Annotated in this window: 27 protein-coding genes and 3 tRNA genes; 12 read left to right on the top strand and 18 right to left on the bottom strand. The window is 62.1% G+C overall.

All coding sequences use genetic code 11. The annotated features are described in order from the left end of the window. Positions 1-329 precede the first annotated feature (329 nt). A tRNA-Thr gene (locus ACERJA_RS06735) sits at positions 330-401 on the bottom strand. A 93-nt stretch (positions 402-494) separates the two neighbouring features. Next, on the bottom strand, positions 495-1256 hold the full coding sequence (locus ACERJA_RS06730) for a hypothetical protein (RefSeq protein ID WP_373607489.1): 762 nt from the start codon (positions 1254-1256) through the stop codon (positions 495-497). Between the two features lie 61 nt (positions 1257-1317). Here ACERJA_RS06730 and ACERJA_RS06725 point away from each other — a divergent pair, with 61 nt between their 5' ends. Next, positions 1318-2028, top strand: a complete 711-nt coding sequence (locus tag ACERJA_RS06725; protein ID WP_373607488.1) for an enoyl-CoA hydratase/isomerase family protein — start codon at positions 1318-1320, stop codon at positions 2026-2028. 70 nt (positions 2029-2098) lie between these two features. Then, a complete protein-coding gene (locus ACERJA_RS06720) occupies positions 2099-2638 on the top strand; it encodes a GNAT family N-acetyltransferase (protein ID WP_373607487.1) in 540 nt (179 codons plus the stop codon). A 122-nt stretch (positions 2639-2760) separates the two neighbouring features. On the opposite strand, the gene ACERJA_RS06715 is transcribed toward ACERJA_RS06720, so the two are convergent. From ACERJA_RS06715 to ACERJA_RS06705, 3 genes are all read right to left on the bottom strand, one after another. Beyond that, the gene (locus ACERJA_RS06715; RefSeq protein WP_373607486.1) at positions 2761-3555 is read right to left on the bottom strand and encodes an NAD+ synthase; all 795 of its coding nucleotides are present in this window, start codon (positions 3553-3555) and stop codon (positions 2761-2763) included. 414 nt (positions 3556-3969) lie between these two features. Continuing rightward, on the bottom strand, positions 3970-4404 hold the full coding sequence (locus ACERJA_RS06710) for a universal stress protein (RefSeq protein ID WP_373607485.1): 435 nt from the start codon (positions 4402-4404) through the stop codon (positions 3970-3972). Between the two features lie 169 nt (positions 4405-4573). Further along, on the bottom strand, positions 4574-4813 hold the full coding sequence (locus ACERJA_RS06705; protein ID WP_373607484.1) for an amphi-Trp domain-containing protein: 240 nt from the start codon (positions 4811-4813) through the stop codon (positions 4574-4576). Positions 4814-4949: 136 nt separating this feature from the next. On the opposite strand from ACERJA_RS06705, the gene ACERJA_RS06700 reads away from it, so the two are divergent. Then, entirely contained in the window at positions 4950-5804 is an 855-nt protein-coding gene (locus ACERJA_RS06700) for an NAD(+)/NADH kinase (RefSeq protein WP_373607483.1), read from the top strand. 40 nt (positions 5805-5844) lie between these two features. On the opposite strand, the gene ACERJA_RS06695 is transcribed toward ACERJA_RS06700, so the two are convergent. The 3 genes from ACERJA_RS06695 to ACERJA_RS06685 all read right to left on the bottom strand — a co-directional run bounded on the left by ACERJA_RS06695 (position 5845) and on the right by ACERJA_RS06685 (position 8620). Then, the gene (locus ACERJA_RS06695) at positions 5845-6465 is read right to left on the bottom strand and encodes a DsbA family protein (protein ID WP_373607482.1); all 621 of its coding nucleotides are present in this window, start codon (positions 6463-6465) and stop codon (positions 5845-5847) included. Between the two features lie 125 nt (positions 6466-6590). Further along, on the bottom strand, positions 6591-7373 hold the full coding sequence (locus ACERJA_RS06690) for a DNA-directed RNA polymerase subunit epsilon (RefSeq protein ID WP_373607481.1): 783 nt from the start codon (positions 7371-7373) through the stop codon (positions 6591-6593). Positions 7374-7699: 326 nt separating this feature from the next. Next, a complete protein-coding gene (locus tag ACERJA_RS06685; RefSeq protein WP_006065039.1) occupies positions 7700-8620 on the bottom strand; it encodes a DNA polymerase beta superfamily protein in 921 nt (306 codons plus the stop codon). Between the two features lie 518 nt (positions 8621-9138). On the opposite strand from ACERJA_RS06685, the gene mptA reads away from it, so the two are divergent. Further along, positions 9139-10071: a GTP cyclohydrolase MptA gene (mptA, locus tag ACERJA_RS06680; protein ID WP_006065038.1), complete on the top strand. Its 933-nt coding sequence runs from the start codon at positions 9139-9141 to the stop codon at positions 10069-10071. A 29-nt stretch (positions 10072-10100) separates the two neighbouring features. Here mptA and ACERJA_RS06675 read toward each other — a convergent pair whose 3' ends face one another. After that, on the bottom strand, positions 10101-10904 hold the full coding sequence (locus ACERJA_RS06675; protein WP_373607480.1) for a TrmB family transcriptional regulator: 804 nt from the start codon (positions 10902-10904) through the stop codon (positions 10101-10103). An 85-nt stretch (positions 10905-10989) separates the two neighbouring features. Then, positions 10990-12639: a DUF255 domain-containing protein gene (locus ACERJA_RS06670; RefSeq protein ID WP_373607479.1), complete on the bottom strand. Its 1650-nt coding sequence runs from the start codon at positions 12637-12639 to the stop codon at positions 10990-10992. A gap of 154 nt (positions 12640-12793) precedes the next feature. Between ACERJA_RS06670 and ACERJA_RS06665 the strand changes: the two genes are divergently transcribed. After that, positions 12794-13399, top strand: coding sequence for an FxsA family protein (locus ACERJA_RS06665; protein WP_373607478.1), 606 nt, complete (start codon positions 12794-12796; stop codon positions 13397-13399). Between the two features lie 68 nt (positions 13400-13467). Further along, positions 13468-13541, top strand: a tRNA-Ile gene (locus tag ACERJA_RS06660). Positions 13542-13897: 356 nt separating this feature from the next. On the opposite strand, the gene ACERJA_RS06655 is transcribed toward ACERJA_RS06660, so the two are convergent. From ACERJA_RS06655 to ACERJA_RS06645, 3 genes are all read right to left on the bottom strand, one after another. After that, complete coding sequence (locus tag ACERJA_RS06655) at positions 13898-14344, bottom strand: hypothetical protein (RefSeq protein ID WP_373607477.1); 447 nt, start codon at positions 14342-14344, stop codon at positions 13898-13900. 427 nt (positions 14345-14771) lie between these two features. Next, positions 14772-16130: a chromate efflux transporter gene (chrA, locus tag ACERJA_RS06650; protein ID WP_373607476.1), complete on the bottom strand. Its 1359-nt coding sequence runs from the start codon at positions 16128-16130 to the stop codon at positions 14772-14774. Then, the gene (locus ACERJA_RS06645) at positions 16127-16369 is read right to left on the bottom strand and encodes a hypothetical protein (protein ID WP_373607475.1); all 243 of its coding nucleotides are present in this window, start codon (positions 16367-16369) and stop codon (positions 16127-16129) included. The genes chrA and ACERJA_RS06645 overlap by 4 nt, the downstream gene beginning before the upstream one ends. On the opposite strand from ACERJA_RS06645, the gene ACERJA_RS06640 reads away from it, so the two are divergent. Continuing rightward, complete coding sequence (locus ACERJA_RS06640; RefSeq protein ID WP_373607474.1) at positions 16368-17438, top strand: anthranilate phosphoribosyltransferase; 1071 nt, start codon at positions 16368-16370, stop codon at positions 17436-17438. The two genes, ACERJA_RS06645 and ACERJA_RS06640, sit on opposite strands and share 2 nt — an antisense overlap. Positions 17439-17617: 179 nt before the next feature. Further along, on the top strand, positions 17618-18379 hold the full coding sequence (locus tag ACERJA_RS06635; RefSeq protein ID WP_373607473.1) for an SDR family NAD(P)-dependent oxidoreductase: 762 nt from the start codon (positions 17618-17620) through the stop codon (positions 18377-18379). 90 nt (positions 18380-18469) lie between these two features. Here the strand turns inward: ACERJA_RS06635 and ACERJA_RS06630 are convergent, their stop codons facing one another. Beyond that, positions 18470-19441 carry a succinylglutamate desuccinylase/aspartoacylase family protein gene (locus ACERJA_RS06630; protein ID WP_373607472.1) on the bottom strand — a complete coding sequence of 324 codons (972 nt, stop codon included), beginning with the start codon at positions 19439-19441 and terminating at the stop codon, positions 18470-18472. A 142-nt stretch (positions 19442-19583) separates the two neighbouring features. Here ACERJA_RS06630 and ACERJA_RS06625 point away from each other — a divergent pair, with 142 nt between their 5' ends. After that, positions 19584-20102, top strand: a complete 519-nt coding sequence (locus ACERJA_RS06625; RefSeq protein ID WP_373607471.1) for a peptidylprolyl isomerase — start codon at positions 19584-19586, stop codon at positions 20100-20102. Positions 20103-20185: 83 nt separating this feature from the next. On the opposite strand, the gene ACERJA_RS06620 is transcribed toward ACERJA_RS06625, so the two are convergent. Beyond that, complete coding sequence (locus ACERJA_RS06620; RefSeq protein WP_006065028.1) at positions 20186-20341, bottom strand: rubrerythrin-like domain-containing protein; 156 nt, start codon at positions 20339-20341, stop codon at positions 20186-20188. Between the two features lie 198 nt (positions 20342-20539). On the opposite strand from ACERJA_RS06620, the gene ACERJA_RS06615 reads away from it, so the two are divergent. The 3 genes from ACERJA_RS06615 (at position 20540) to ACERJA_RS06605 (ending at position 22092) form a co-directional block, all read left to right on the top strand. Beyond that, on the top strand, positions 20540-21490 hold the full coding sequence (locus ACERJA_RS06615; RefSeq protein ID WP_373607470.1) for an oxidoreductase: 951 nt from the start codon (positions 20540-20542) through the stop codon (positions 21488-21490). Between the two features lie 89 nt (positions 21491-21579). Next, the gene (locus tag ACERJA_RS06610; protein ID WP_373607469.1) at positions 21580-21918 is read left to right on the top strand and encodes a ferredoxin; all 339 of its coding nucleotides are present in this window, start codon (positions 21580-21582) and stop codon (positions 21916-21918) included. Between the two features lie 90 nt (positions 21919-22008). Next, positions 22009-22092: transfer RNA gene (locus ACERJA_RS06605), tRNA-Leu, on the top strand. A gap of 337 nt (positions 22093-22429) precedes the next feature. Here ACERJA_RS06605 and nadC read toward each other — a convergent pair. The 3 genes from nadC to nadA are packed head-to-tail and all read right to left on the bottom strand — an operon-like array spanning position 22430 to position 25901. Further along, positions 22430-23245 carry a carboxylating nicotinate-nucleotide diphosphorylase gene (gene nadC / locus ACERJA_RS06600; protein ID WP_373607468.1) on the bottom strand — a complete coding sequence of 272 codons (816 nt, stop codon included), beginning with the start codon at positions 23243-23245 and terminating at the stop codon, positions 22430-22432. Further along, complete coding sequence (locus tag ACERJA_RS06595) at positions 23235-24761, bottom strand: L-aspartate oxidase (RefSeq protein WP_373607467.1); 1527 nt, start codon at positions 24759-24761, stop codon at positions 23235-23237. The genes nadC and ACERJA_RS06595 overlap by 11 nt, the downstream gene beginning before the upstream one ends. A gap of 6 nt (positions 24762-24767) precedes the next feature. Then, on the bottom strand, positions 24768-25901 hold the full coding sequence (gene nadA / locus ACERJA_RS06590; protein WP_373607466.1) for a quinolinate synthase NadA: 1134 nt from the start codon (positions 25899-25901) through the stop codon (positions 24768-24770). Positions 25902-26172 lie beyond the last annotated feature (271 nt).

Genomic DNA, 26172 nt, shown 5'->3' with positions numbered 1-26172 from the left:
CGACCCGTGAGCGAACGACGTGAGCGAGAACCGCGGACAGTGCGAGCAGTGTGTCACTCGGGTCAGTTGTTCCGCGAGAGACGGCTTCCAGATGACACCTCGTCGCAGGCCGGCATCCGCTTTCGGGAGTTGGAACGACCTGTCGCAAGCACCCTCGAGTTACGTCCGCTCCCGTTCGTTCGCACCCGGCTGGAGTTCGGCCTCGAGATCGCAGTCGCGGTGCTCAGACGATGTCACCGGAGAGTCGTACTGGCACCACCGATGCGCTACGGTCGGTGAGTGTCTGTGCACAGGAGACGTAGCTATCGGGTTGATAGGAGACTGATAAAAGCCTAGGCCGGGATTTGAACCCGGGCTCTCGTCCTTACCAAGGACGCGCTTTACCGCTAAGCTACCCAGGCGCGCATCTCTTCGTTGTCGCGAGTTAACTTTATGAGTTTCGATTCGACACCGGGAGTGGGGTGGTATGGCTCACCTCGATTCGAGCGTCCGTGTCAGTGGTCCGTCGCCGACGTCGCTCGGTCGGTCGTGTGTTCATCGAGCGAGTGGTCCGAAAGCGACGGCTCGTGACCATCGAGACACTCGGTTGCGGGCGGGAAGACAGTGCCGGCGTCATCGGCAATCGTCTCCGCAGTGGCGAGCAGGTGTGGCGAGGGTGTGGTCCCGACGGCGGCAGTCCCGGTGAGGACGGCGAGTTCGAGGATGTCGTGTTCTAAGTTGGCATCGATCGTCGCCGGATCGGTGGCCGTCTCGCGGCGGGCTTGATCGCGACCGAACGTCTGGACCGTCCGAACGGCTTTCCCGGCCGCATCGGTTCGGGCGAGCAGATGAAAGCCGCGGGCGACGAGGATGTCGGCGGCGAGAATCGCGAGGTCGCCGGTGTTGCTCTCGGCGGCGTCGCTTTCGTTCGCCCAGGGCTCGTCGTGGGCGAGCAACCGTGTGAGACGCAAGCCTTCGTAAATGAGCTGGACGCCGGCAGCCTGTGTGGCAAGCGGTTCGTGGTTGATCGGCGTGTCGTCGGCTGTGGTGTGGCCGTCCTCGTGGTCCGACACCGATCGACCGGCCGGCAGATCGGACTCGAGATCGGGGATGTCGCTTCCGTCGGACGCTGCCGCGGTGGCACTCTCGAGGGTGAGAACACCAGGAACCATCGATGCCTCGTCAAGGACCGCCTCAATGTAGTCGTGTAGCTGCGGCGGTTCGACGTCTGCGATTGCCTCGGAGGCGGCCCGCCGACAGCTGTCGGCTTTTTCCATTGGCAGGGGGTTACGACGGAGGAGGCAAAGACCTTTGGAAACGTCGGGTAGACTGGCGTATATGATTGATGTCGAGATCGATGCTGACCGTTCTATCCGGACCGTGACGATCGACCGCCCCGAGGCACGCAACGCCCTGACAGTCGAGGCGCTCGAGGCGCTCGAGACAGCGATCGACGATGCCGACGAGGCCGTCATCTATCTCCGTGGGAACGGCCCTGCGTTCTGTGCAGGGGCTGATCTCACGGCTGTCAGCGGGCTGGATGGCGACCGCGAGCGAGCCGTCGAGTTCGCTCGGCTGGGCCAGCGAGTCGCCCGGGCCATCGAAGACTCGCCGGCTGTCGTCGTCGCCGGCATCGACGGTCCAGCACGCGGAGGCGGCCTCGAGTTCGCATTGGCTTGTGACGTCCGTGTCGGCACGCCCGACTCGACATACGGCGAGCCCGGCGTCACCTTCGGCTTGTTCGGTGCCTGGGGTGGCACTGTTCGTCTCCCCCGCGTGATCGGCGAGGGCGACGCCCTCGAGTTCGCGCTCTCGGGGCGAGCCGTCGACGCCGAGGAAGCGCGTCGAATGGGATTGATCTCGCGGATCGAAGCCGAGCCACGAACGGTCGCCGAAGAGATCGCAGCGAACGCTTCCGACACCCTCACCGTGCTGAAACGCCGGATTCGGGACGACAGCGAACGAGCCACACAGGAGCGACTCGAGGCACAGGCCTTTGGCGACCTCGTCGAGAGCCACGCCGACGATATCGACGCGTTGCTCGAGTAAGGAGCCGACAGCACCGCCCAATGTGTCCGCGACACAACCATTATTCATCGGTCGACCGTAGGAACTGTCGATGCCCGAACCGGTGTTTCTCTCCGGCGACTGCGTGGCTCTCCGGCCCATCGAAGAGGATGACCTCGAGTTCCTTCAGCAACACGTCAACGATCCGCAAGTCTGGCGGGCGATCGGTCGTTCGAAGCCACTCAATCGCGTGCAGGAACGGGCGTTCTTCGAGGATGTCGTCTGCAGTGAGGAGTCGATCCAGCTGTTGATCGTTGCCGAGTCGACGCCGGTGGGAACGGTCGGGCTGAAATCGATCGACTGGCCCTCGAATCGAGCGGAACTCGGCTACTGGATCGCACCCGATCACTGGCGCAGCGGCTACGCGTCCGATGCGGTCGAGCGGGTCGTCGCGTACGCGTTCGACCAACTCGGTCTCCACCGGATCGCTGCCCGCGTCTTCGCGTTCAATGAGCCTTCACGACGGCTCCTCGAGTCGATCGGGTTCACACAGGAGGGCGTTCATCGGGACGTCGAGTTCATCGATGGAGAGTATCAAGACGCCTACTGGTACGGGCTGCTCGAGGACGAGTGGCGTTCGGAGACGGACTGATACGGTCTGCTGTACCATCGCGGGCGGCGAGGTCGATGATCAGCAGGAGATAACAGTCTGCGAGCGACAGTTCAGACGGCCCATCGAGGGCGTCACGTGTGGCCCCGACGACTGCCGCGCGGTCAGTGCAGCGGTTCCGGCGCCGGTGGCACCTGTCGTTTGTGCTCGCTTCGCTCGTACATTCCGCGGACTTTCTCGACGGTCGCTTCGTCGACCTCGAGCAGCCGGCAGGTCGCAGCGACCGACAACGGGCCATCGATGTGTGTCACGAGGATCGAATCGAGCGTCTCGTAGCTGATTCCGAGCTCGTCTTCGTCGGTCTGGTCGGCCCACAGTTCTGCCGTCGCCGTCTTCGAGACGAGGTCTTCAGGCACGTCCATATGGCGTGCGAGCTGGCGAACCTGTGCTTTGTAGAGATTCCCGATCGGGTGACAGTCGACGGCTCCGTCGCCGTACTTGGTGAAGTAACCGACTGCCGCCTCGCTTCGGTTGCCGGTGCCGATGACCAGCCGGTTTTCGTGGTTCGCAACGAGGTAGTTCAGGACGGCTCGAACTCGCGCCCGAGCGTTGCCGACGGCCATGTGATCGCCTTCGGCGTCGGGGTAAGCCGCAAGCAGCGAGTCGATCACTGGCTCGAGTTCGATGACGTCGTAGCTAATCTCGAGGTCCTGGGCGACTCGTTCGGCGTCGCTCATGTTCTCGTCGCTGCTGACGGTTCCCGGGAGAACGAGGCCGTGTACGTTCTCGACACCGAGTGCGTCGACGAGAAGGTAGGCAGTGAGCGTGCTGTCGATGCCACCGGAGAGGCCGAGGACAGCACCGTCGGCTCCGGCAGCGTCGACCTGACTCCTGATGAAGTCGGTGATATGGTCGCGCCGCTGCTCCAGTTCCGCGTCCGAAAAGTGAACGTCGGGCATATAAATGAGTATGAGTGGCTGAGCTTAATACCCACCCCTTACGCCCAATAGCTGGACGAATGTTGCGTTTTCGATCCGAAAAAGGTGTTTGAAACGACAGTACGCGCAACGAAGCGTGTGTACACTGACAGATGAACACAACCTCGTCTCATCCACATTCATGGGGGCGTTGCGGTCGCCTCGAGTAGTAGCGACGAAAACGTCTCGAGAGATGTGACAGTCGATACGGATCGCGTTGGCTGTATTTCGGGCCCGATCACCCGGCGACTGCCTGTTGTCGGCCCACCGAATCGACAGCTGGGAGCGTTTGAGTGGCCCGGATGATCGAGGACTGTCGCTGGCTATGAATCGGCGACTCGGACGGGCTACTGTCTCGAGTTCCTGCGGTCGCGCTAGGAACTCGAGCAGACCGTATCAGGGTTCGACGTCCGGCCCGACAGTGAGAACGGGGGCGGGTGCCTGGCGAACGACTCGCTGGGAGACGCTCCCGACGACGTTGCGCTCGTACTCGTCACCGCTCGTTCCCATCACGATTAGGTCGATCTCGTGTCCGTCGGCGTAGTCGACGATACACTCAGCGGGGTTGCCCGTATCGATCGCTGTCTCGACCTCGAGGCCGTGGTCGAGTATCTCCGTCGCGAGCTCGTCAACGGCGTTGTGTGCGTTCGCCTGGAGGTCATCACGGACCGCCTCGACTCGGTCGTCATCGAGGACCAGAAAGGCGCGATCGTCGACGACTGAGAGGATGTGGACTGTCGCTTCTCGCGTCGCTGCAATCTCGGCTGCGTGTGCAGCAACGACTGCTGCGTGGTCGCTTCCGTCAGTGGGAACGAGGATTCGGTCGTACATCAGGGGCTATCTAGACGACTCGAGTGGATAAAAAAAGCGGTTTTCGTGGTTCTCCCCGCGTGGGAATAGCCTCCGACCACAACTCCTCGAGATCGTTCAGTTGGGTTACACTGGCTGCCAGTATCGCCCGGCGGCGGGCGCCGTCGACTCCGACCGCGAGCAGCTCCGATCAGGGCCTCCAGCTGAGTTCGATCGCGATTGTTTCACGACTCCCGCGGAGCAACGAAGACCGCTCGACGACATCGATAGAGAAATCGACCGCTTCTGGTGGGCTGAGCGTTACTGTCTTGTTGCCGACGTCGACGTGAATCTCGTCATCGTCCTCGTCGAACTCCGATGCGAGGGCCTCGAGATATGCTGCGAGCTCAGAGCGCGGGAGCTTTTCGTCTGCGGTCGTCCGTTCGGTCATGTGGGTACATGACAGTGATGGCGACAAAAGTATGCACATCGAACGACTCACAATACCGTCTTACACTCATCGACGATCCAGCTTGACGCACGGGCGACACATGGCTTTTTTACTCCGGGATGGGTAGCCGCCGACGATGGACGTCGCCGTCGGAATCGTTGCCCAACGGAACAACGAGCGCGCACAGGACCTCGCTGCGACACTCGCCGAGACGCTCGAGTGCGAAGGCGAACACGAGCAGACGGCTGTCTCAGTCGTCGTCGATGAACTGACCGGCGAGGTGATCGATGTGCCTGCCGTCCCGGTCGCGTCGATGGCTACTCGTGACCTCGTCGTGAGTATCGGCGGCGATGGCACGCTGCTGTTCGTTGCCCGCGAAGTCGGCTCCACACCGATTCTCGGGGTCAATCTCGGCGAAGTCGGCTTTCTCAACGCCGTCGCGCCCGACGATGCTCGTGCTGTCGCCACCGACCTCGTCACGACGCTCCGTGAAACCGGTTCGCTCGAGGGTTGCGAACGCTTTCGACTCGAGGCGACCAGTGACGACGACTGGACACTCGAGCCGGCACTCAACGAAATCGTCGTCCACGGGCCACGCCGGGGCCACGGTGGCGGCGCGACCATCGAGGTCCGGATCGACGGCGACTGCTACGCCGAGAGTCACGCCGACGGCGTGCTCGTCGCAACGTCGGCGGGCTCGACTGCGTACAATCTGAGTGAGGGCGGGCCGCTGGTCCACCCGGCGACGAACGCGCTGGTCGTCACCCAGATGGCCGCAACCGATTCGATGCCGCCGCTGGTCGTCGACCCCGAGACTGAACTCACGATCTCAGTCTCAGGTACTGACACCGCCTACGTAATCAGCGACGGCCGAAACCGACGGCGACTCGAGCCGCCGGCGACGGTTACGGTCTCGCTTGCGGCCGAGCCGGTTCGGCTCGTCGGACCGCGAGGAAACTTCGTTGCCAGCCTCGACAAACTCGACTCCTGACGAATCGTCTATCTGGCGACCCGTTATCACTGATTTTCGATCACTCGAGGAGGCGCTCGAACCGTGCCGGTGGAACGGCTCCACGGGCGATCTGGCCGTCGTACATAAACGTCGGCACACCGGTGATTCCCCGTTGCTGAGCCATCGAAAATCGATCCTCGAGTGCCGTCCGGACGCCGTCGTCGTCGATCGCCGATCGAATCTCATCGACTGGAAGCCCGACAGTGGCTGCGATGTCAGCTAGTACATCGACCTCGCCAATATCACGCCCGTCCTGCCAGAGCGCGGCATAAATCTCGTCATCGAAGGCGGCCCACTGGTCGGGATACTCCTGTTTGACGTACCACGCTGCCTGTTGGGCAGGCAGCGAGTCGACCTCAATCGCCAGCTCTTGGACCATCTCGACGTCGTACGCCGCCTGGAGTCGGCGGACGTTCTGTTTCGCCTGCTCGAAATATGCCTCGTCTTTGCCGTCGTCGACATCGTGGTCGATCGAGCCGTCTGCCCTGCGCTTCCCGCTTCGGAGGTCGAACGGCTGCCAGTCGATCTCGAGTGGGTCGGCACGCGTCTCGCGGTACTGCTCGAGGGACTGGGTGCCAAGATAACAGAACGGGCAGACGTAATCGGCGTAGCACTCGAGTTGGTCGACTGTCTCGGACATACGACTGCTAACGCGCCGGGACAGAAAAGTCGATATGCTGAGTCATGACACAATTCGGATTGTCGTTGACTGATATCTGAGACGCTGGTTGCCGAAATCCCGCTTTCGGGGGTACGAAAACCCGGTTAGCGTCCGTTTGAACGCTCGCCCGCTGGTACGCCCCCACTGTCGCCGCTTTCGGCCGTTCCGGTCACGTTCGGCAGATTTGGATCTCGGTACGGGTTCCGACCGTAGGCTGGGAGCTCGTCCTCGAGTTGGGCTTTGAGCACGCGTCGAAGCCGGTTCAGACTCGTCGTATCGAGGCCGTAGTCGGCTGCGAGGCGTTTGAACGTCTCCTCGTCGGTAATATCGTGGGCACGGTACTGGCCGAACAGATCGTCCATTCGCTCGGCAGACAGCGCCTGGGCGTCGATATCGTCGAGCCCGAAGTACGCTTGCCGGTCGACGTCGACGACGTGGCGGATCACCACCAGCGCGACTTTTTCGATTGCGCGCTGGCTGCCAAACTCTCGAAGGTCGATCTCATCCATGACTCCGAGAGCGAGATCACGCTGCCACGGCGTCACGTCGAGGGCGTTACACAGCGCCTGGGTCGTTCGGAGGCGGTCGAGTCGGTGGGCGCGCTCGCTGTAGCCCGGCGTCGCCGCGTGCTGTTCGTCGTGGAGGCGACGAACGCTGTCGGAGAGATCCCCGTCGGGCGACTCCGCGCGGCCGATGACGGTCGCACTCGGCGTGACGACGCCCCACTGACGAACCGTCGAATCGCGCTGGACATCCGCTCGAGAGAGCGAGCCAGAGCCGGGTCGTGTCTCGAGGCGCCGGTCCGCCTCGTACGCTGATTGCGGGCTGTCGCCGACGGCCACGGACTGGCTGGCGTCCGGACCGGGTTCAGCACCGTCGTCTCTCATTACGTCTCGCTCGGACAGGCAGACAGAAAAAGGCTCGCTCGTCTCGAACTGCCTCCAACGAGGACTGTTCTTTCAGATAACAAGTCCTCGAACCATCGCCAGCGCTGATGCTCTCGAGGAGATGGTGTCCGCGAAAAGCCCTTCGTAGCTTCACCTTATGACCAGAGACACTTAAAGAACGTCGGCGATCAACAGCGAGCCGATCGAACGTCGTAACTGGCGAATATGAGCACTCGAGAAGCGACCGTTCTCCCGTCATAGCTCCACCTTGTGACGAGAAGTACTTAAATGGGACACGGATCGTGACTGGAGAGACGCAGAACGAGCTACTGAACCGCAGCGATCAGGCCGTCGATATACTCGTCTAGCTGTCCGATATCGGGACCATCGCGTGCGTGTATCGCGGGATCGATCTCCTGTGGTGGGTGGGCAAAGTCGCGACCGACGGCGTCGCCGATCGTGGCGGCACCCTCGCCCGCGCGCTTGCGCTCGAGCAGCTCACGAGCGCGCTCGATCCGTTTGGCATCGAACACCGCGGGTGCCTGCTCGGTCAGGAACCGTTCGAACTCGAGGGCCGGCAGCTCGTGGCCGTCACGCTCTCCAGTGGCCTGCAGGTAGCGGGCCGACATCGCCGCGCGAGTGATCGTCAGATTCCGTTTCACCGTCGGTTTGGTCTGGGTTTCGGTGAATCGCTCGTCGCCGGCTGCGACCGTCATCGTCCCATCGTCAGTTTCGACGAGGTATGCATCCTCGAGCACGTCGATGATCGGGACGCATTCGTCGTCGTTGCGAACCAGATGGTGCGAGATGTACTTTCGGTAGTTGCTCGTCGCGATGCCGCGCCACGTGTGATAGAGCTCCATCGGGTTGTACGTCCGTTCGATGTACGCTGCGAGGTCGGCTGGATCGTATGCGGCTCGATAGCGGATCGGACTGCGAAGGATGTCGATCGCACCCTCGTTGGAGTCGGCAAGCAGGCCTGCGAACGTGCGGATGTCCCAGCCCTGAACGTCGATCTCGCCGTATTCGCGGTTGATGACCTCCGTGGGGCCGCGGAGGTGGGCGTACTGGCGCAGGTCTGTCGGTACGAAGACGACGCCGACGTCGTAGTCGCTGTCGGGACCAGCCGCCCCCCAGGCGTAACTGCCGCGGGCGACGGCCAACGCGACGGTCACGTCATACTCGGACTCGAGTGTCTCCAGTGTGTCGTCGACCGCGTCAAAGACGTGTGTCGGAACCGATTCCATAGCTGCTGTCTGCGAGTTGGACGGAGAAAGCGGTGGACCAGGTCCAAATGCCCTTCGTAGCTTCACCTTGTGACCAGAGGCACTTAAAGCCAGAGCGGCATGGTCGCAGTCGTCACTCGAGTCGTTCGATGGTCGTTGAGAACGGCAATCGTAGTGGTGACTTGCTGGTTGTGAGTCCTCGAGAACGGCGACGTCCCGTCATAGCTCCACCTTGTGACGAGAGTAACTTAAAGGCGGATCGGGACCGGAGCAACACTGCCGGTCGGCGGACACACCGGTCGCTGTGTGGGTAGTAACGCGTCAAGAAGTAACCGTTCTCCCGTCGTATCTCTACCTTGTGACTAGAAGTACTTAAAGTACCTCGAGCGTTGCAGGCCATCGTACCGAGCGGCCGGCAGTTGCCGTTGCTCGGGCCCAGCTTGCTGCTGGTGCAGTCCCGGCACTGGAGTCGATGACTGCTCATCCCGAGAATGTCGTCTTCCGAAAGGTTGAATCACATCCTGCTCTGAATGCGCACAATGAGTCACCAGTTGCCGGACGTGCAGGCGTCGTCTCCCGACGTCACCGTCGGACTGAGTCAGGTTGGCGTCACTGGCGTCGACAAACTCGTCAAGATCGCCCGCGAAGACAAGCGCCCGATCGTTCTCACTGCCGAATTCGAGGTCTTCGTCGATCTCCCTGGCTGGCGAAAGGGCGCGGACATGAGCCGCAACATGGAGGTCATCGACGAGATTCTCGAGGATGCAACTCGCGAAGAGGCCTACCGCGTCGAAGAAGTCTGTGGAGAGGCCGCAGAGCGACTCCTCGAGAAACACGACTACACCTCGAAAGCCGAGGTGTCGATGGAAGCAGAGTTCATGCGCCGCGAGCAGACACCCGCAAGCGACCGTGAGACCCAACACACCGTCGATATCATCGCCTCGGCGACGGCGACCGAAGACGGCACGCGCGAGGAGATCGGCGCAGAGGTCACCGGGATGACCGTCTGTCCGTGTTCGCAGGGGATGTCCACCTCACGCGCGAAAGAGACGCTGCAGAATCTGGGCGTCGAAGACGAGACGATCACGGCGTTCTTGGACGAAGTCCCTCAGCCCGGCCACTCGCAGCGAGGGCATGCAACGCTGACCGTCGAATCTAGCGGCGACCCGCAGATTGATCTGAACGATATCATCGACGTCGCCCGCGACTCGATGAGTGCCCGGATCTACAACCTCGCGAAACGACCCGACGAGGATCACATGACCTACGCGGCCCACGCCGACGCGAAGTTCGTCGAGGACTGTGTGCGCGCGCTGGCCGACGGCGTCGTCGACGAGTTCGATCATCTGCCAGACGACGCAGTGATCACGATGGCCCAGTCCAACGACGAGTCGATCCACCAGCACAACGCCCACGCCGAACGCATCGTCGAGATGGCGACGCTACGCAAGGAAGTCAACGGCGACAACTGAGACCGATCTGTCTGCCCGACTCGAGATGCTCAGAACTCGAGCGGCTCTGCCTCGTCCCACCGGGGGGCGAACTCCTTGTGGACGTTCGCAGCGAACTCGGGGTCTTTGAGGTCGATCATACCGAACGCCTCGCTCGAGGCGAGTGGGTTCGGGACCTGAATGCAGACCTCGACACCATCGATAATGTTGAACGAGCCCGTGACGTCATCGTTCGTCCGCACGTCGAAATCAGACCGTTGCTGTAAGGTTTCTCGGTACCGCGTGCCCACATCTTCGGAAAGCGACGCCACCATCTCGCGAGTCAACAGGAGATCGACCGAGACACCCCGGTCGAGGGCGTCTTCGAGTTGCGCGTTAACTTGCTCGCTGACGGTCTGGAGATCCCATTGGGGGGCCGGATCTGCAGAGACCATCACGATGTGATCGTCGGCGGCTGCAAGCCGCTCGAGCAGCAGGTCGATCGTCTCTTCAGGACCGACAGCAGCGGTCCAGAACTGATCTTCGACCGGCTCTGCGGCGTCGAGTTCGTCGGCCAGTTCGTCGACGATCGACGCATACTGGTCTGCCTTCTCCTCGAGTTCGCGTTTCTTGTCGTCGAGCAGCCGATCGAGCGCCGTCGCAGGCTCGACGGCGACGTACTTTTTCGGCCGGCTTGCGGTCTGGCTCCGGACGAGATTGTACTGCTCGATGCTGTTAAGGACGTCATAGATCCGACCCATCGGCACGTCGCTCGCGCGTGACAACTCCTTGGCTGTTGTGGGGCCGGTGTTGAGCAATGCCCGATATGCTCGAGCTTCGTACTCCGAGAGCCCGAGATCCCTGAGACTGGCCATGTGATGACCGACCAACTGAAGAAACATAAACGCTGTGGTGGTTTGATTGCCGTTCAGTTTTCCATCGCAGCAGCGCCTGGTGGCGTTACTCGAGGATCGACTGAACGCGGTTACTCAACTCGGCGGGGGTTTCGGCACGGTCGGAGACGAACTCGCCGCGTTCGGCTCGGGCTGTTCCGGCCTCGAGGGAGTCGGCAGCCGGGACGACGACCTTCTCGTGGTCGGCGAGTCGCAGGGCAGCTCGGTGGAGGTCGGTGCCGGGCTCGTCACCGACCGTGATCACGAGCGGGCCTTCGAGCAGCCGCGAGACAGTCGTTGCGTAGCCGGCGATCTGGACGCCAAAGCGATCGCTCGCACCGGCGAACGCCTCGAGTGTTTCCCGGGCGAGATCACGATACCGCTGTGTCTCCGTCAGGACCGAGAGCTCGAGCAACGCGTCTGCGATTGCGACGTTTGCGTCGAGTGGCCGGAGCGGTCGGTCAAGCAGCCCGGCACCAATCGCAGGGCCGTCAAAAAACGAGTCTTCGTCATGCAGCTGCTCGATCGTCGCGTCTGCGACCGCAGTTGCGTCCGCAAGGACGGCCGGTTCGAGCGTACTCGCGGCAGTCGTCAGCGCCGCCAGCGTACGAGCCTGATTGAGCAACAGCGGGATCGGCTCGCCGTTCTGTTCGCGTTCCGTGCTGCCCTCGAGCGTGTGAGCGACGATGCCGTCAGTAAGCAGGTCTTCCCGAAGTGTCTCGAGTGCACGCTCGGCGTACCGCCGCGCACGTTCGTCGTCGGTGTAGGCGTAGTACGTACACAGCCCCTCGATCGCCAGCGCGTTGGGGCCGGCGAAGACGCCCGTGTCGACCGGCGGCTCGGCTGCACTGGCGCGGTCGGTCGCATCGAGGGTATGTGCATTGTCCTCACCGGGAGCCTGGCTGTTCCCAAAGGCGTCGGCATCGTCGTTCCACAGCGTTGTCGTGAGATACTCGATCGTCCGGTCGGCGGGCTCGCGATACACGTCGTTGCCCGTGTGCAGATAGGCGTTTGCGAACGCCCGAACGAGCGCGCCGTTGGAATCAAGCAGTTTCTCGTGGTGGAGCCCAGACCAGTTCGATTCGCTTGCAAAGCGATAGAAGCCGCCGTCGTACTCGTCTAACAGATTCGCGCTGACTGCATCGAACGACCGCAGAGCCATCTCTCGGTCGCGTTTGAGCGCAAACTCGAGGGCGTCAGGGAGCGGGAACTTCGGACTGTCTCCCCAGCCACCGGCGACTTCGTCGTACGTTTCGGTAAGCTGGCCGAGCATCGCGGCTTCGACGTCGGCTGTCAGTTCGCCCGCGGGTGGGCTGTCTTCTCTGAGTGGCCGCGGGATCCGTCCGGCACCGCTTCCTTTGGTGTCCCACATGGTGCGAACGCTGTCGAGTACCTGACGCATTCCATCCGTTCCGAGATAGCCCGCGCCGGTCAGCACGGAACCGTCGGGGGCGAGAAACACCGTCGACGGAAAGCCGCCCATGTTGTACCGATCACGCACGCGCGGGTGACGGTCGGCGTCGACCCGAACCGGCACGAAACTATCGTTGATGTTGGCCGCGATTCGTGGCTCGGCGTAGGTCGTGCGGTCCATCTCGTGACAGTGATCACACCACGTCGCAGTGAGCGAGAGCAAGACGGGCATATCTGCCTCCGCCGCCTCATCGAAGGCTTCCTGTCCCCACTCGCGCCACTCGACACGCGTCGGATCGTTCATATCGGTGTCTCGGCTGTCGCGGGCGTAAGCCCTTCGTTCGATGCTAGATCGACATCTCCGGGACTCGAGGGACTAAGCGCGATCGAGATCGTTTCGCTCATCCTGTAAAACACGAGAGTAAAGCGTTTTCACTCTCCACCGGCTATACTGGGGCATGCTCCGGTGGATCTTCGCGCTCCTGCTCATCCCATTTCTCGATGCGGTGATTCTCGCAATCGTCGTCAGTCAGACGACGTACATCGGCTGGGTGGGAATGGTGTTGCTCGTTGTCCTGACCGGACTCGTTGGCATGTTACTCGTTCGTGCCGAGGGTCGTCGAACCATCCGGAAAATGCAGCGGTCGATGGCCCAGGGCAAACCGCCGACGAACGAACTGCTCGATGGGGGCCTGCTGATCGCCGCTGGTGCCTTCCTGCTCACACCCGGACTGGTCACCGACATTATCGGGTTCCTACTCGTCGTTCCGCTGACGCGGCTCCCGATTCGGGCCGCGCTCAAACGCTTCGTGATCGTCCCCTACGCGGACAAGAAAACCGGCGGCTTCGCCAGCGGGAAGGTCTGGACTTTCGGCTTCCCTGACGAGGGGATGGCTCGAGAGAGCACCCAGACTAGCTCGGCCGACGGCGGAACGTACGACCTCGGTGCCGATGACTACTCCGTCGACGCCAACAACGGTGAGGAGTCGTATACGATCGACTTCGGGAACGAGTCCACGACGGATGAACTGGACGACGACACCGACGATCCCTCCGCTCGGTAGCGATTCTCACGGCACTCGAAGAAAGAAACCCTTAAACATACCAGCCAACAACTACTGAATGCGAACGCGGGCCAATAGCTCAATCAGGTTGAGCGCCACTCTGATAAGGTGGAGGCTCTCGGTTCAAATCCGAGTTGGCCCATACTTTTGCTGCGAACAACTTCGTGAGCAGCAAATTCTGTATCTAACTCGGTTTGAGCCCTGGAAGTCGCACGCTCGCGAGCGAAGCGAGTGAGACCGTCTTCCTCCGGTTCAAATCCGAGTTGGCCCATATTCTCGTGGCGAGCAAACTCGCGAGTCTCACGCATGAATTCCGAGTGGATCGACTGCTTTTCCGTTGAGTTGCGTTCTGAGACGCCGACTCAGCCGCTCATATCGGCTCATCTCGAGCGAGCGAACGATGAACGACCCGACTGCTCGAGTTCGGCGTCGCTCCTCCGTCAGATACCGAACTATCAGTAACGGAGAGTGAGCGCTGGAACCGCTCCGAGGCGGCTGTCAGTTCTGCTCCGTGGCGTTCGCTGTGAGGGGAGCGAGCGAACGGTCTCGAGCGTCGCGAACACTGCTTCCTGGTCGCTCTGACAGGTGCGTGTAGCTCAGCAGCGAGCCGTCTTTGAGCACGACGTGTAGGATGTCCCGTTCTGCGATCTCGTCGAACGTGGCTCTGGGTTCGACATGTTGGTCGACGAGTTCGCCATCCTTCTCGAGCAGCAAGACGACGTGTTGTCCGTCGACGATTCGGTCGACGACGGCGACGTACTGTGTCGCGCCATCCGGGATGTCGTCTGCCGTCACGCCGGTCGGGTGGACAGCGGTGTCTGCTGACTGGTGCTCATCAGCACCAGGCTGTGCACCGGCGACTGCTGATGCAAGGCCTGTTGCCGTTCCAAGGGCGCCAAGTGTTTGGAGAACGGTTCGCCGCGATGGCCGTTGTCGGTGAGACATGCCCCCGTTGGCCGCGGTATGACTGATAAACCTACGGACGGATCGGCGAGCGCTGCGACAGGTCGTCGACCGGAGCACGCCGGCCAGGTGGGCAGCAACTCGGTGTCATCGAAACATCGCCTCTCGGTCGCACTCGAGAGTCGTGTGACTGAACAGCCATCACCCGGGCTATCCGGCAGTCGATGCGATTACAACCGACTGCTCTGCGGGCCGCTCCAGATGAATCCTAACTGGTTAGGCATATTTCTTGTTGCAATTCTATCCGTACTACGGTGTGCCGTCTTACGCAGACGGCGGCCCCTGGGGCGCACGTGGGAAAACAACGGGGCCACTTTTCGGCTCGCGTACACCGGTTCGCTCTCACGTGTTGATCGACGGATCCGAGATCCGTTCGTCGATCACCCACCCCAGCCACCACTCGGGTGAGCTACACCACGAGAACGAACCACGCGACTCCGACGCCACCGCCACCGAGGATGAGTGCCGCGGCGTGGATCCCACGAACGAACAGCCAGCAGGTCACGGCGGCTAAGAGCACGGTGAAGGGATCAACGAACGACTCCATGGCGAGCGTGACTGTCGCACCGAGGATCGCACCGACGACGGCGGCGTTGACGCCGACGAGCGCCGACTGGACGATGTCGTTCTCCCGAACGTTCGCGAAGTACGGAAAAAAGCCCATAATAAACGCGAAAGAGGGACCGAACGCGCCGACCATCGCGACGAGTGCGCCGACAACGGCGATCGTGACCAGGCCATAGGTATCGAGCATGAGCTTGTAGCCAACGAACGCCGTCGTCATCACGACCGGCCCGGGAGAGAGCTGCCCGATTGCGATGCCGTCGACGAACTCGCGACCGGTCATCCAGCCGAACTCGCTGACGACGTAGAGTTCGATAAACGGAATCAGTACGAGCCCGCCGCCGTAGATGAACGAGCCAGTGTAAACCATGAACGCGAACAGCTGCACCCATGGGTTCGCCCAGACCGCGAGCAACAAGCCCCATAGCGGACTCGCTTCGATGATCCGACGTGTCGCTGGGCCGAGAAGCGCAAACAGGCGATCACGGATCGCGAATGTGATCCCGGCGAGGAGTCCGACGATCGACCACAGCGAGACTCGCTGCCAGTTCTGCCGGACCCACCCCGATCGGTAGATCCCGACCGCGATCGCTCCGGCGACAACGAACTGCACGACAGGATTCATCCCGATGGTGGCTGTCACGACGACGGCGGCAGCGAGCAGCCCGACCAGCAGATAATCGATCGACCACGTCTCATCGCCAAACTGGAACTCGACGTCTGCCCGTCCCTCCGCGAACGCACTTTGTGCCATCGACCACGATGCCCCGACGATGAGGCCGATCACAACCGGGTTGATGCCGTAAAACAGCGCTACAACCGACGGCAGCTCCTGGTAGGCGAAGTACAGCCATGAGAAGAAGACGACGATGACGAACGTCGGGAGCATGAAAAAGAACCCAGCGACGATCGCTCCGAGATTTCCAGCGTAGAGCCACCCCATAAAAATCCCAAGCTGTGTCGATGCGGGGCCGGGAAGCATATTACAGATCGCAAGCCCCTCCATGAACGTCGATTCATCCGCCCACTCACGGCTATTCTCACCGACGAGATCGGCTTCCATCATCGCGATGTGGACGAGTGGCCCGCCAAAGCCGACGATGCCGATGAACAGAAAGTATCTCGCGATTTCGAGCAGTTTTCGCCGCGACGGCTCACCGCGATAGACGTCAGCAGAAGACGCCGTCTCCGTCGTCTCGCTCACAGTGTGAGACTCTCCTCGAGGCCCGATAAGCGTACACCTGTCCATCGCTGTGTTACGGTCGAGTAGCGTCGATCGTCGTCCATCGAGACGGCGTGTTCGACTGCGTGCGGGCCACGCGGCCCGATCAGCGTGCTGTGATTCGTCTCTGTCTCGTGCAGACGGTCGAGAACGGTCGCGTCCCCCGTGTTTGCTCCCGGAAGCGGGAAGCTTTTGACTGGCCCCTCCAAACCGCCATCCATGACTCATCCGTCCCAGGAATTCGGCGACTGGCCGCTCAAACGGCTGCTAACGGCCGTCGTCGGCTCCGGCCCCAAGTCTGCCGACGACATGAGCCACGCACAGGCTCGAGAGGCCTTCCAGCGCATTCTGGCCGGCGAACCCGACGAGACAACGCTCGGTGCGTTCTGGCTGGCAAATCGCTGGAAGCGAAACACCCCCGAAGAGCTGGCAGCCTACACCGACGTCATGCGCGAGGAGTCGGTCGTGACTGCAGAACCCGACGCCGACCCTGTCGACTGTGGAGCAAACTACGACGGGAAACACTCCTCTGCCGTCCTTGGCGTTGGTGCCGGAATCGTCGCTGCGGCCGCGGGCACGCCAGTCGTCGTCCACTCCGGTGACCGTGTTCCCACGCAGAAAGCGACGGCGTACAAACACGTCCTGGACGAACTCGACGTTCGAACAGAGCTCGAGCCGGCCGAGAGCGCCGAGATGGTCGACGAGACCGGCTTCGGCTTCTACTACCAGCCCGCGTTCAACCCAGGTATTCAGGACCTCTACGAGCGACGCGATGAGATGGGCGTTCGCACGTTCGTCAACACCATCGAAACCGTCGCCAACCCCGCAAACGCCGATGTCCACCTCGGCTCGTTCTATCACCTCGCGTTCGCGAAGAAGCTGACCGACCTCCTCAACGAAAGCGACCAACTCGAGTTCTCCCGGGCGATTTTCTTCCAGGGCATGGAAGGCTACGACGACATCCGACCCGGCTACACGAAAGTCGCCGAATGGAACGAGGAGGACGACGAACTCGAGGACTACGAGATCGAAACCGCCGAGTACGGCATGGCAATGGAAAGCGACGACCTCGCAGTCGACGACGTCACCGCGGAGTCGGCGTCGATCACCGAGGCCGTTCTCGCTGGCGAGCGCGATGACGCGTTCGCCGACGCAATTGCACTCAACGGCGCGTTTCGGATGTACGCTCGCCAAGACGTCGACACGCTCGAGGAGGGGTTAGCGCTAGCCCGTGAGGTCATTGCAGACGGTCGCGCTGAAGCGGTCCTCGAGGAACTGCAGGCGTTCTAACCCGTTTCAGCGGGCGTTGCATAGCTGCCGGCCGAGACGTTTCGTTAAATACCAATTTATCGATAGCTAACGTGAATACTTTCCACTGTTCAGGATGGTTCGCCAAATCCCAAACAGCTTCGAGCCAACGTCCGAAAACGATGAACGAAGTTATGTGATGGCGGTCCGATGACAGCTGTATGCGACTCAAAAGCAAGACAGTTGTTATCACAGGTGCAGCGTCGGGGATCGGGCAGGAAACAGCCAAACGGTGTGCCGAGGAGGGTGCGCGAGTGATCGTGACGGATATCGACACGAGTGGTGGCGAGGAGACGGTGGCTTCAATCGAAGACGCCGGCGGCGAGGCGTCGTTCGCCGAACTCGACGTCACCGACAGCGAGGCCGTCCACGCCGTCGTCGACGAGATCGCCGAGAACGACGGCCTCGACGTGCTGGTCAACAACGCCGGCATCGGTCACCCCGGTTGCAGCCTCGAGGAGATCGACGACGAGATTCGGGATTTCGTGGTCGACGTCAACATCAACGGCGTCTGGAACGGCTGTCATGCCGCACTGTCACACATGAAAGCACAGGGCCACGGCTCGATCGTCAACATCGGCTCGCTAGCAAGTCTTCTCGGGCTGCCAAAACAGGCCGCCTACTCGACGACCAAAGCCGCCGTGTTGAACATGACTCGGGCGATCGCCGCCGAGGCAGGCCCGTACGGCGTCCGTGCCAACGCCGTCTGTCCGGGTTTTACCGAGACGCAGCTGCTCGAGCAGTATCTGGCAGGACAGGACGATCCAGATCACGCCCGCCAAGAGATGGTCGAGCAGTATCCGCTCAAGCGGTTGGGGACGCCCGAAGAGATCGCGAACGCAGTCCTCTTTCTTGCGAGCGATGAGTCCTCGTTCGTCAGCGGCCACGGACTGGTTGTCGACGGTGGCTTTTCGACCTGCTGAGACGGATGGCAAACCCCGTCTCCCAGCACACCACACTGTTCGTGGTCCACCACTGGATAGCCGACCGTCTGCCATCGCGTTCGTGGCGGTTCACCGGTTGCGGACCAGCGCGACGCTTGCGAGTTGATCGCCCGCGACGACGGTCGCCTCTTGGGTGAGCACGTAGAGCAGCCCGCTCCGGTCTGCCGACGCCTCGTAGAGTGGTTCGTACGTCGTCGGATCGTACACCGTTCCGACCGTCGTCCCCTCACTGACGAACTGGCCGACCTCGAGTGTCGGCTCCGGGCGGAACAGCCCAGAATCGGTGGCACTGACCTGTCCGAGATGGTTTCGGGCGACCGTCTGCTCTCGCTCGGGGACGTCCCCGGGAAGCATCCCGAGGTGGCGACAGACGTCGAGCAGCCCGTCGACACCGATCTCGACGACGGCTTCGACGATCTGCTTGTTGTGTGCGAGTTCGGGCGTGATCGCCGGAATCCCCTCCTCGGCGGCGACGACACGAAGTTTGCCCGCGAACCCGCGTTGGTGCCACTCCTCTTTTGCGTCGTCGTCAGCCTGTTCAGAGAGCAAGAGACCGGTTCCGAACGCTTCCGCGAGTTGTCGCGCGTCCTCGTCACCCTCCTGATAGACGACGTGGGGGAGCATATCTGGGCTGCCCGTATGGAGGTCGACGACGGCGTCTGCCTGACTGATCTCCGCCCAGAGTCGGGCTGCCATGCGCTGATGGAGACTCCCCTCGGCGTCGCCGGGCCAGATCCGGTTCATGTTTGGGTTGACGCTGTCGAGCACCTCCGGCGTCGTATAGGAGACGCGATCGAACGTCAGCGGGTTCGCGACGGGAACGGTGATGACGGTTCCCGACAACTCCTCGAGCGGCAGCCGATCGTGAAACCGTCGGAGCGCTTCGGTTCCGTTGATCTCGCGGCCATGCTGGGCCCCCTGGACGTAACAGGTCGGACCATCCTCCGCACCTCGATACCGGTGGATCGTCGTCGTCACCGCCATGCCGGAGGGGAGCCGCGCGAGCGTCACCTCTTCGGACGTATGCGTTCCAGTGGTCATACGGTGTCGTTCCACGTCCGGGTGTATGTAGCTGCGGCCGCCTCGTGCCACCTGCGACTGCTGTCTCCACGCGATGGTGTCGTGATCGCCGCCGCGACTCGAGACCACTATCGTTTTCTGTCGGCCCGCCGTCGCTGACGCTATGGGAGACGTTACTGCGACCCTCCACACTAACAAGGGAGACATCGATGTCGAACTGTACGACGACCGCGCACCACGGACCGTCGATAACTTCGTCGGCCTCGCAACTGGTGGCAAAACCTGGACCGACCCCGAGTCGGGCGAGGACGTCGAGGGCGAGCCGCTGTACGACGACGTCGCCTTCCACCGCGTCATCGAGGGCTTCATGATTCAGGGTGGCGACCCAACCGAAACCGGTCGCGGCGGCCCCGGCTATCAGTTCGACGACGAGTTCCACGAGGAGCTGCGCCACGACGACGCTGGCGTTCTGAGCATGGCAAACTCCGGCCCGAACACCAACGGCTCGCAGTTTTTCATCACGCTCGCCGCCCAACCTCACCTCGACGACCGCCACTCCGTCTTCGGCAAGGTCACTGACGGCATGGACGTCGTCCGTGAGATCGGCTCCGTCGACACCGACCGAAACGACAAGCCACGAGACGAGGTCGTCCTCGAGTCGGTCTCCGTCAACTACGAGTAACGCCACCGCTTGGCGTTTCGAGCGAGTCCCGTTTTTCTATTGATAACAGCGCGTCTCGAGCAGTCAATCTCGTGAATGAATGACTACTCGACCGATTTCGCCCGGTTGTGGAAATCACCGCCACAGGCCTCGCATTCGCCGGGATTGGTCTCGGCTGTGACGATCTTTCCACACTGGAGACACTCGTACTCGGATGTGATATCTGACGTGTCGTTTTCGACGTCTTGACCGTGTGGCATACTCTGACATTGGTTCGCTAGACACAAAAGGCTACGTGTCATGTACAGCAACCGTCACGAACACTGTCCTGAGACGGGCTGTGTCACTGTGTCTACAACGGTTGTTGCTATCCGGACCAGACAGCGCTGAGTTCCTGCCCGCCGTCGTGGAGTACCGCGAACAGTATGTTTAGTTGTGTCGCACCTGTTCGAACAGGTATGGGCTGGACTGCCGCCGACATTCCGGAGCAACGAGGTCACACCGTTGTCGTGACGGGTGCAAACAGCGGTATCGGCCTCGAGACCACCCGAAAACTCGCCCGAAACGGTGCGACAGTGGTCATGGCCTGCCGGGATACCGACCGTGGCGAGAACGCAGCACGGGACATTCGGGTGGATATCCCCGATGCAGATCTCCGCGTCGAAACGTGTGATCTGGCGAGTCTCGAGTCGCTTCGTGCGTTTGCAGACCGTCTCGGCGACGAATCGATCGACGTGCTGATCAACAACGCCGGGACGATGGCGATCCCGCGCCGGGAGACCGCCGACGGGTTCGAGACCCAGTTCGGCGTCAACCATCTGGGCCACTTCGCGCTCACGGGGCTGGTGCTCGACGACCTGCGGACCGACGGCCCGGAACCGGCACGCGTCGTCACCGTTTCAAGCGGCCTTCACGAACGCGGCGAGATCGTGTTTGACGACCTTCACGGCGAGCGTAGCTACGACAGGTGGGACGCCTACAGTCAGTCGAAACTCGCGAACGTGCTCTTTGCGTACGAACTCGAGCGACGGTTTCGCGCAGGCGGCGTCAACGCGGTAAGCGTCGCGGTCCACCCCGGATACGCCGATACGAAACTGCAGTCGCGCGGCGTCGAGGACCGTGGCCGTGTGATTCGAGCGGCAACGCGGCTTGCGAACACGGTGCTGGCACAGCCTGCCGAACAGGGTGCACTGCCGACGCTGTACGCCGCGACCGCGCCGGACGTCGAGGGTGGGGCGTACTACGGTCCCGGTGGTCTCATGAACATGCGCGGCCCGCCAGAGCGACAGGCGTCGTCCGATCGCTCGTACGACCGCGAGACGGCCCGCCGGCTGTGGGCCGTCTCGAGCGACCTCACCGGTGTCAGTTACGATCTCCCCGAACCGATGCCGGAAACGCGGTCGTCCTGAGCGACGGCGTCGACCGCTGGGCGCAAGCGAGCACCCGCAACCGGCGCGCGACCGTAACGCGAAAGACCACAGCAACGAATCTCTCTCCAATGAGCGACGACGGTATCCAGCGTGCGAGCGACATCGGCTCGTCGGAGACGCCACCGATCGAGGAAAAGCCCTACAAGCTCATCTTCGAGGCCAACAAATGCTTTGGCGCTGGCAAATGCGCTGAGGTCAGTGACAACTGGGAGATGTCGATCACATCCGGAATCGCCCAGCCGAAGACGTACTTCTTCGGCGAGGACGACCTCGAGCACAACGTTCGTGCAGCGGATGTCTGTCCGGCAAAAAAAGACGACGGCTGTATCCATATCATCGATCGTCGAACCGACGAAGAGATCGCGCCCGATCCACACGGCGACGGGACGTTAAGTGTTGACTGGTGACACGAACGCGGACTTCGCACTGCGTGCTACGCGACAGCAACATCGAAACGCACATTCCACGTGGGGTACTACCCTCGAGTGCACTTCTGTGCGAGGGTAGCCAAGCAGGCCAACGGCGGTGGGCTTAAGACCCGCTCCTGTAGAGGTCCCTGGGTTCAAATCCCAGCCCTCGCATGTTGCCACGAACAACTCGTGAGTGGCAACTGCAGCATCTGGATTTGAATCAGACCAGTCGCAGCCCGGGAAACGAGCGAAGTGAGTGACTCGGACCGTCTGGGCGTGGTTCAAATCCCAGCCCTCGCATGTCGCCACGAACAACTCGTGAGTGGCGACTGCGGTATCTGGATTTGAAGTAGAGAAGTCGCAGCACCGAGCGAAGCGAGGTGATCGTCTTCGCGTAGTTCAAATCCCAGCCCTCGCATGGCTGTCGCGAGCAGTCACGACCGACAGCCCTCGTAGACCGCCTCGAGGTGAGTGTCTGTCTCTCGAGCAGTCGCTGCTCGAGCCATCGCTACTCGCCGGTCCGGAACGAACAATCGAGCGCCGGCGCCGAATGGGTAAGCGATCCCATCGAGATCACGTCGACACCCGTCGCGGCGTAGTCGGCGACGGTTTCACAGGTAATGCCGCCGCTGGCTTCGGCGAGAACGCCCTCGTACTCCGCGAGCAACGAGACGGCGTCGCTCGTCTCGGCGGGTGTCATGTTGTCAAGGAGGACGATATCCGCACCGGCTTCGGCAGCCCGCGGTGCATCGTTGACGGTCTCGACTTCGACGTCGAGTTTCGTCGCGAACGACGTTCGCTCCTCGAAGTGATCGATCGCTTCCTCGAGGCCCATCTCGGCGATGTGGTTGTCTTTGACCATCACCATATGCGAGAGGTCGAGTCGGTGGGTGTCGCCGCCGCCGGCGACGACGGCGCGTTTCTCGAGCCCACGGAGACCGGGGGTCGTCTTTCGGGTCGCGGCGATTCGGACAGCGTCGGATTCGGCTCGCGCCGCCTCGACTGCCTGACGCGTTCGCGTTGCGATGCCCGAGGCGTGGCCAGCGAGGTTTACCGCCACCCGTTCGCCCCGAAGCACCGCTCGTGTGGGCCCCTCAACGCGGAGGAGTTCGTCGCCGGGTTCGATCACGGTGCCGTCCTCGAGACACGCACAGATGTCGACGTCGAGATACTCGAAGACGGCTGTTGCGGCCTCGAGGCCCGCGACGACGCCGGGTTCCGTCGCGACGAGCCGCCCCGTCGTGTCGCCGGGAACCTGATTCGTCACATCGTGGTGGCCGAGGTCCTCACGCAGCCAGCGTTCGAGCTGTGTGTCAGTGAGCATGAGTGTGGTCAACCGTCTCACTCGAGTCGGCAACGACGTAGTGACAGCCTTTCGAATCGGGGTTCTCGCTCGCTGCCCGTGCGATCAGCAAGGCGGTGACACAGGCGTGCCGAAGTTCGTACAGTTCGCGAGCCGTCCGCGTGCGAATGTAGGCGTCGAGTTCGCCTTTGAGCCGCCGGAGAACGGCGCTCGCGCGGGCGATTTCGTCCGGGTCACGCTCGAGACCCAGATACTCGTCCATCGTCCGCTTCAGTCGGATCGACTTCTCGGCGGCGAAGCGCTCCGGAAGGTCGGGGTCGCTGTTGCGGAGCTCGGGTGCCTCGACGATCTGCGGTTCAGCGCCGGACTCTGCAGCGTCTGCACCCGCACGCAGTCCCCAGACCAGCCCCTCGAGCAGGCTCGTACTTGCGAGTCGGTTCGCGCCGTGGACGCCCGTGCGGGCGCACTCGCCGACGGCGTACAGGCGATCGAGCGACGTTTGCCCGCGGTCGTCGACGTCGATCCCGCCACAGAGGAAATGTTCGCAGGGAGCGACCGGGATTTCCTCGCCCTCAATCCCGCGGTCGCGACACGTCTCGGCGATGGCGGGGTACGCTTCCTCGAACTCGCCCTCGAGCGTACTGACATCCAGCACGACCGCTCCCGTCGCCTCGCGTTCGATTTCGACAGCGCGGGCGACGACGTCCCGCGGCGCGAGGTCGCCCTGCGGGTGGTAGTCGTCCATGAATCGGTCGCCGTCACCGTTTCGTAACACGGCGCCCTCGCCGCGCAGCGCTTCGGAGAGGAGGAACGGATCATCGCCATCGTATGCAGTAGGGTGAAACTGCACGTACTCGAGGTCTGCGACGTTTGCACCCGAAAGCGCGGCCATAGCGATCCCGTCTCCGGTCGCGTCGTCGGGGTTGGTCGAGCGTGTATAGAGTGCACCGATCCCGCCGGTTGCGAGGATCGTCGTGCCCGCGAAGATGGGGTGGCCAGTGGGTGCGGCGTCGCTGACGACACCGTGGACGCGCCCTTCATGGGTAATCAACTCGAGTGCGGCGGTGTCCTGTCGGATCTCGATCCGGTCGTGATCGTCGATGTAGCGCAGAAACGGCCGCAGGATGTGGGTCCCCGTCGCGGCATCGACGTGGAGGATGCGGGATTCGGAGTGGGCAGCCTCGCGTGTGTAGTCGAACTCGCCGGTATCGGTTTCGTCGAACGCGATGTCCAGCGTTTCGAGTAGCACGTCTTCGACGGCGTCGTCGGCGTTCTCGACGAGCACCTCGACAGCGTCGGGATCGGCCGTGCCGTCGCTGGCTGCGAGGATGTCTTGTTTGAAGCGCTCGGGATCGTCTCGAGTCGTCGAGATGCCTCCCTGGGCCCAGTCAGTGCTTGTGCCGTCGGGGCGTTCGGCCTTGGTGAGCAACAGAACGTCGCTGCCGTTGCGGGCGGCCGACAGGGCAGCCGCACAGCCCGCGATGCCGCTGCCGACGACGAGGACGTCTGCAGTGTCGTGGTCTGGTGTCTCTGTCATTAGTGGTTAGATCTCGAGCATTCGCTCGAGGGCGAGTCCGGCGAGTTCTTTCTCCTCGGGGGCGACTTCGATCACGTTGCGTTCGCGGCCCGCAACGAGTTCCTCGAGCACCCACGTGAGGTAGTTGGGGTCGATCTGGCGCATCGCGTTACAGTCCATACAGGCGTCCCCACATAGCGGGAGGACGTTCACCTCGGGATGCCAGCGCTTCAGGTGCTCGGTGAGGTGGATCTCGGTGCCGATCGCCCACGTCTCGCCGGGGTCGGCGGTTTCGATCGTTTCACAGATCGTCGCGGTCGAGCCCGCTTTGTCGGCGGCTTCGACGACTTCGCGCCGACATTCGGGGTGGACGATGACCTGTGCGTCTGGGTTCGCCTCTCGAACCTGCTCGATATGATCGGTCGTGAACCGTTCGTGGACCTGGCAGTAGCCATCCCAGAGGATAATATCGCTCTCGGCGACCTCCGCGGCAGCTTTCCCCTCGGGATCCCACGGATCCCACTCGGCGATTGCGTCTTCCATCCCCAGTCTGTGGGCGGTGTTCTCTCCGAGATGTTTGTCCGGCAAGAACAGGACCTTATCACCCTTCTCGAAGGCGTACTCGAACGCCTTGTGGGCGTTCGAGGAGGTACAGACCAGTCCACCCTGACTCGCACAGAACGCCTTCAGGTCCGCATAGGAGTTCATGTACGTGATCGGAATGATGTTCGCGTCGGGTGCGGCGGCCGTAATCTCTGCCCATGCAGCGTCAACCTGCAGCGCCTCGGCCATGCCCGCCATCGGACAGGAGGCCTCCATGCTCGGGAGGATCACCGTCTGGTCGTCGTCGGTGATGATGTCCGCGCTCTCGGCCATGAACGTCACGCCGCCGAAGATCACGTACTCGGCGTCCGCGTTGGCAGCCTCCTTCGAGAGCTGATAGGAGTCACCGATGAAATCGGCGTGTTCGACGATCTCCTGGCGCTGATAGTTGTGGCCCAGAATCACGACGTCGTCGCCGAGTTCCTCGAGTGCCGCTTCGATGCGTTCGGTTCGTTCGGACGTCTCGAGGTCCCGATACTGGGGCGGCAACTGCTCGAGGGAGTCGTATTTGAACAAACTTAGATCGGTTTCCAGCTCTGCCGTTTCCATTTTGACCATATCACGTCACCTGTGGTTGCTAGACATCAGCGGGGACTATTGAATAACTTTTTCCTTCGATAGCTGATTATGGGTGATAACCACCGATTGGTGCGCCGATCGAAAGCGCTGGCGCTGTTGGTCTGTTTCAACAACAGGTTTTGTGTCCTAATGGAACCGATGACACACCCATCGCACTGTCCGCGGTTCTCGCTCACGTCGTTTGCTCACGGGTCGTTCCTCCCCGTTCGCTTTCCCGCGGTTCTCACTCACTTCGTTCGCTCACGGGTCG

This window comes from Natronorubrum sp. A-ect3, from assembly GCF_041821125.1.
Taxonomy (GTDB): domain Archaea; phylum Halobacteriota; class Halobacteria; order Halobacteriales; family Natrialbaceae; genus Natronorubrum; species Natronorubrum bangense.
The sequence above is the reverse complement of the archived record's forward strand: the minus strand, read 5'-3'. Positions and strand labels throughout refer to the sequence as shown.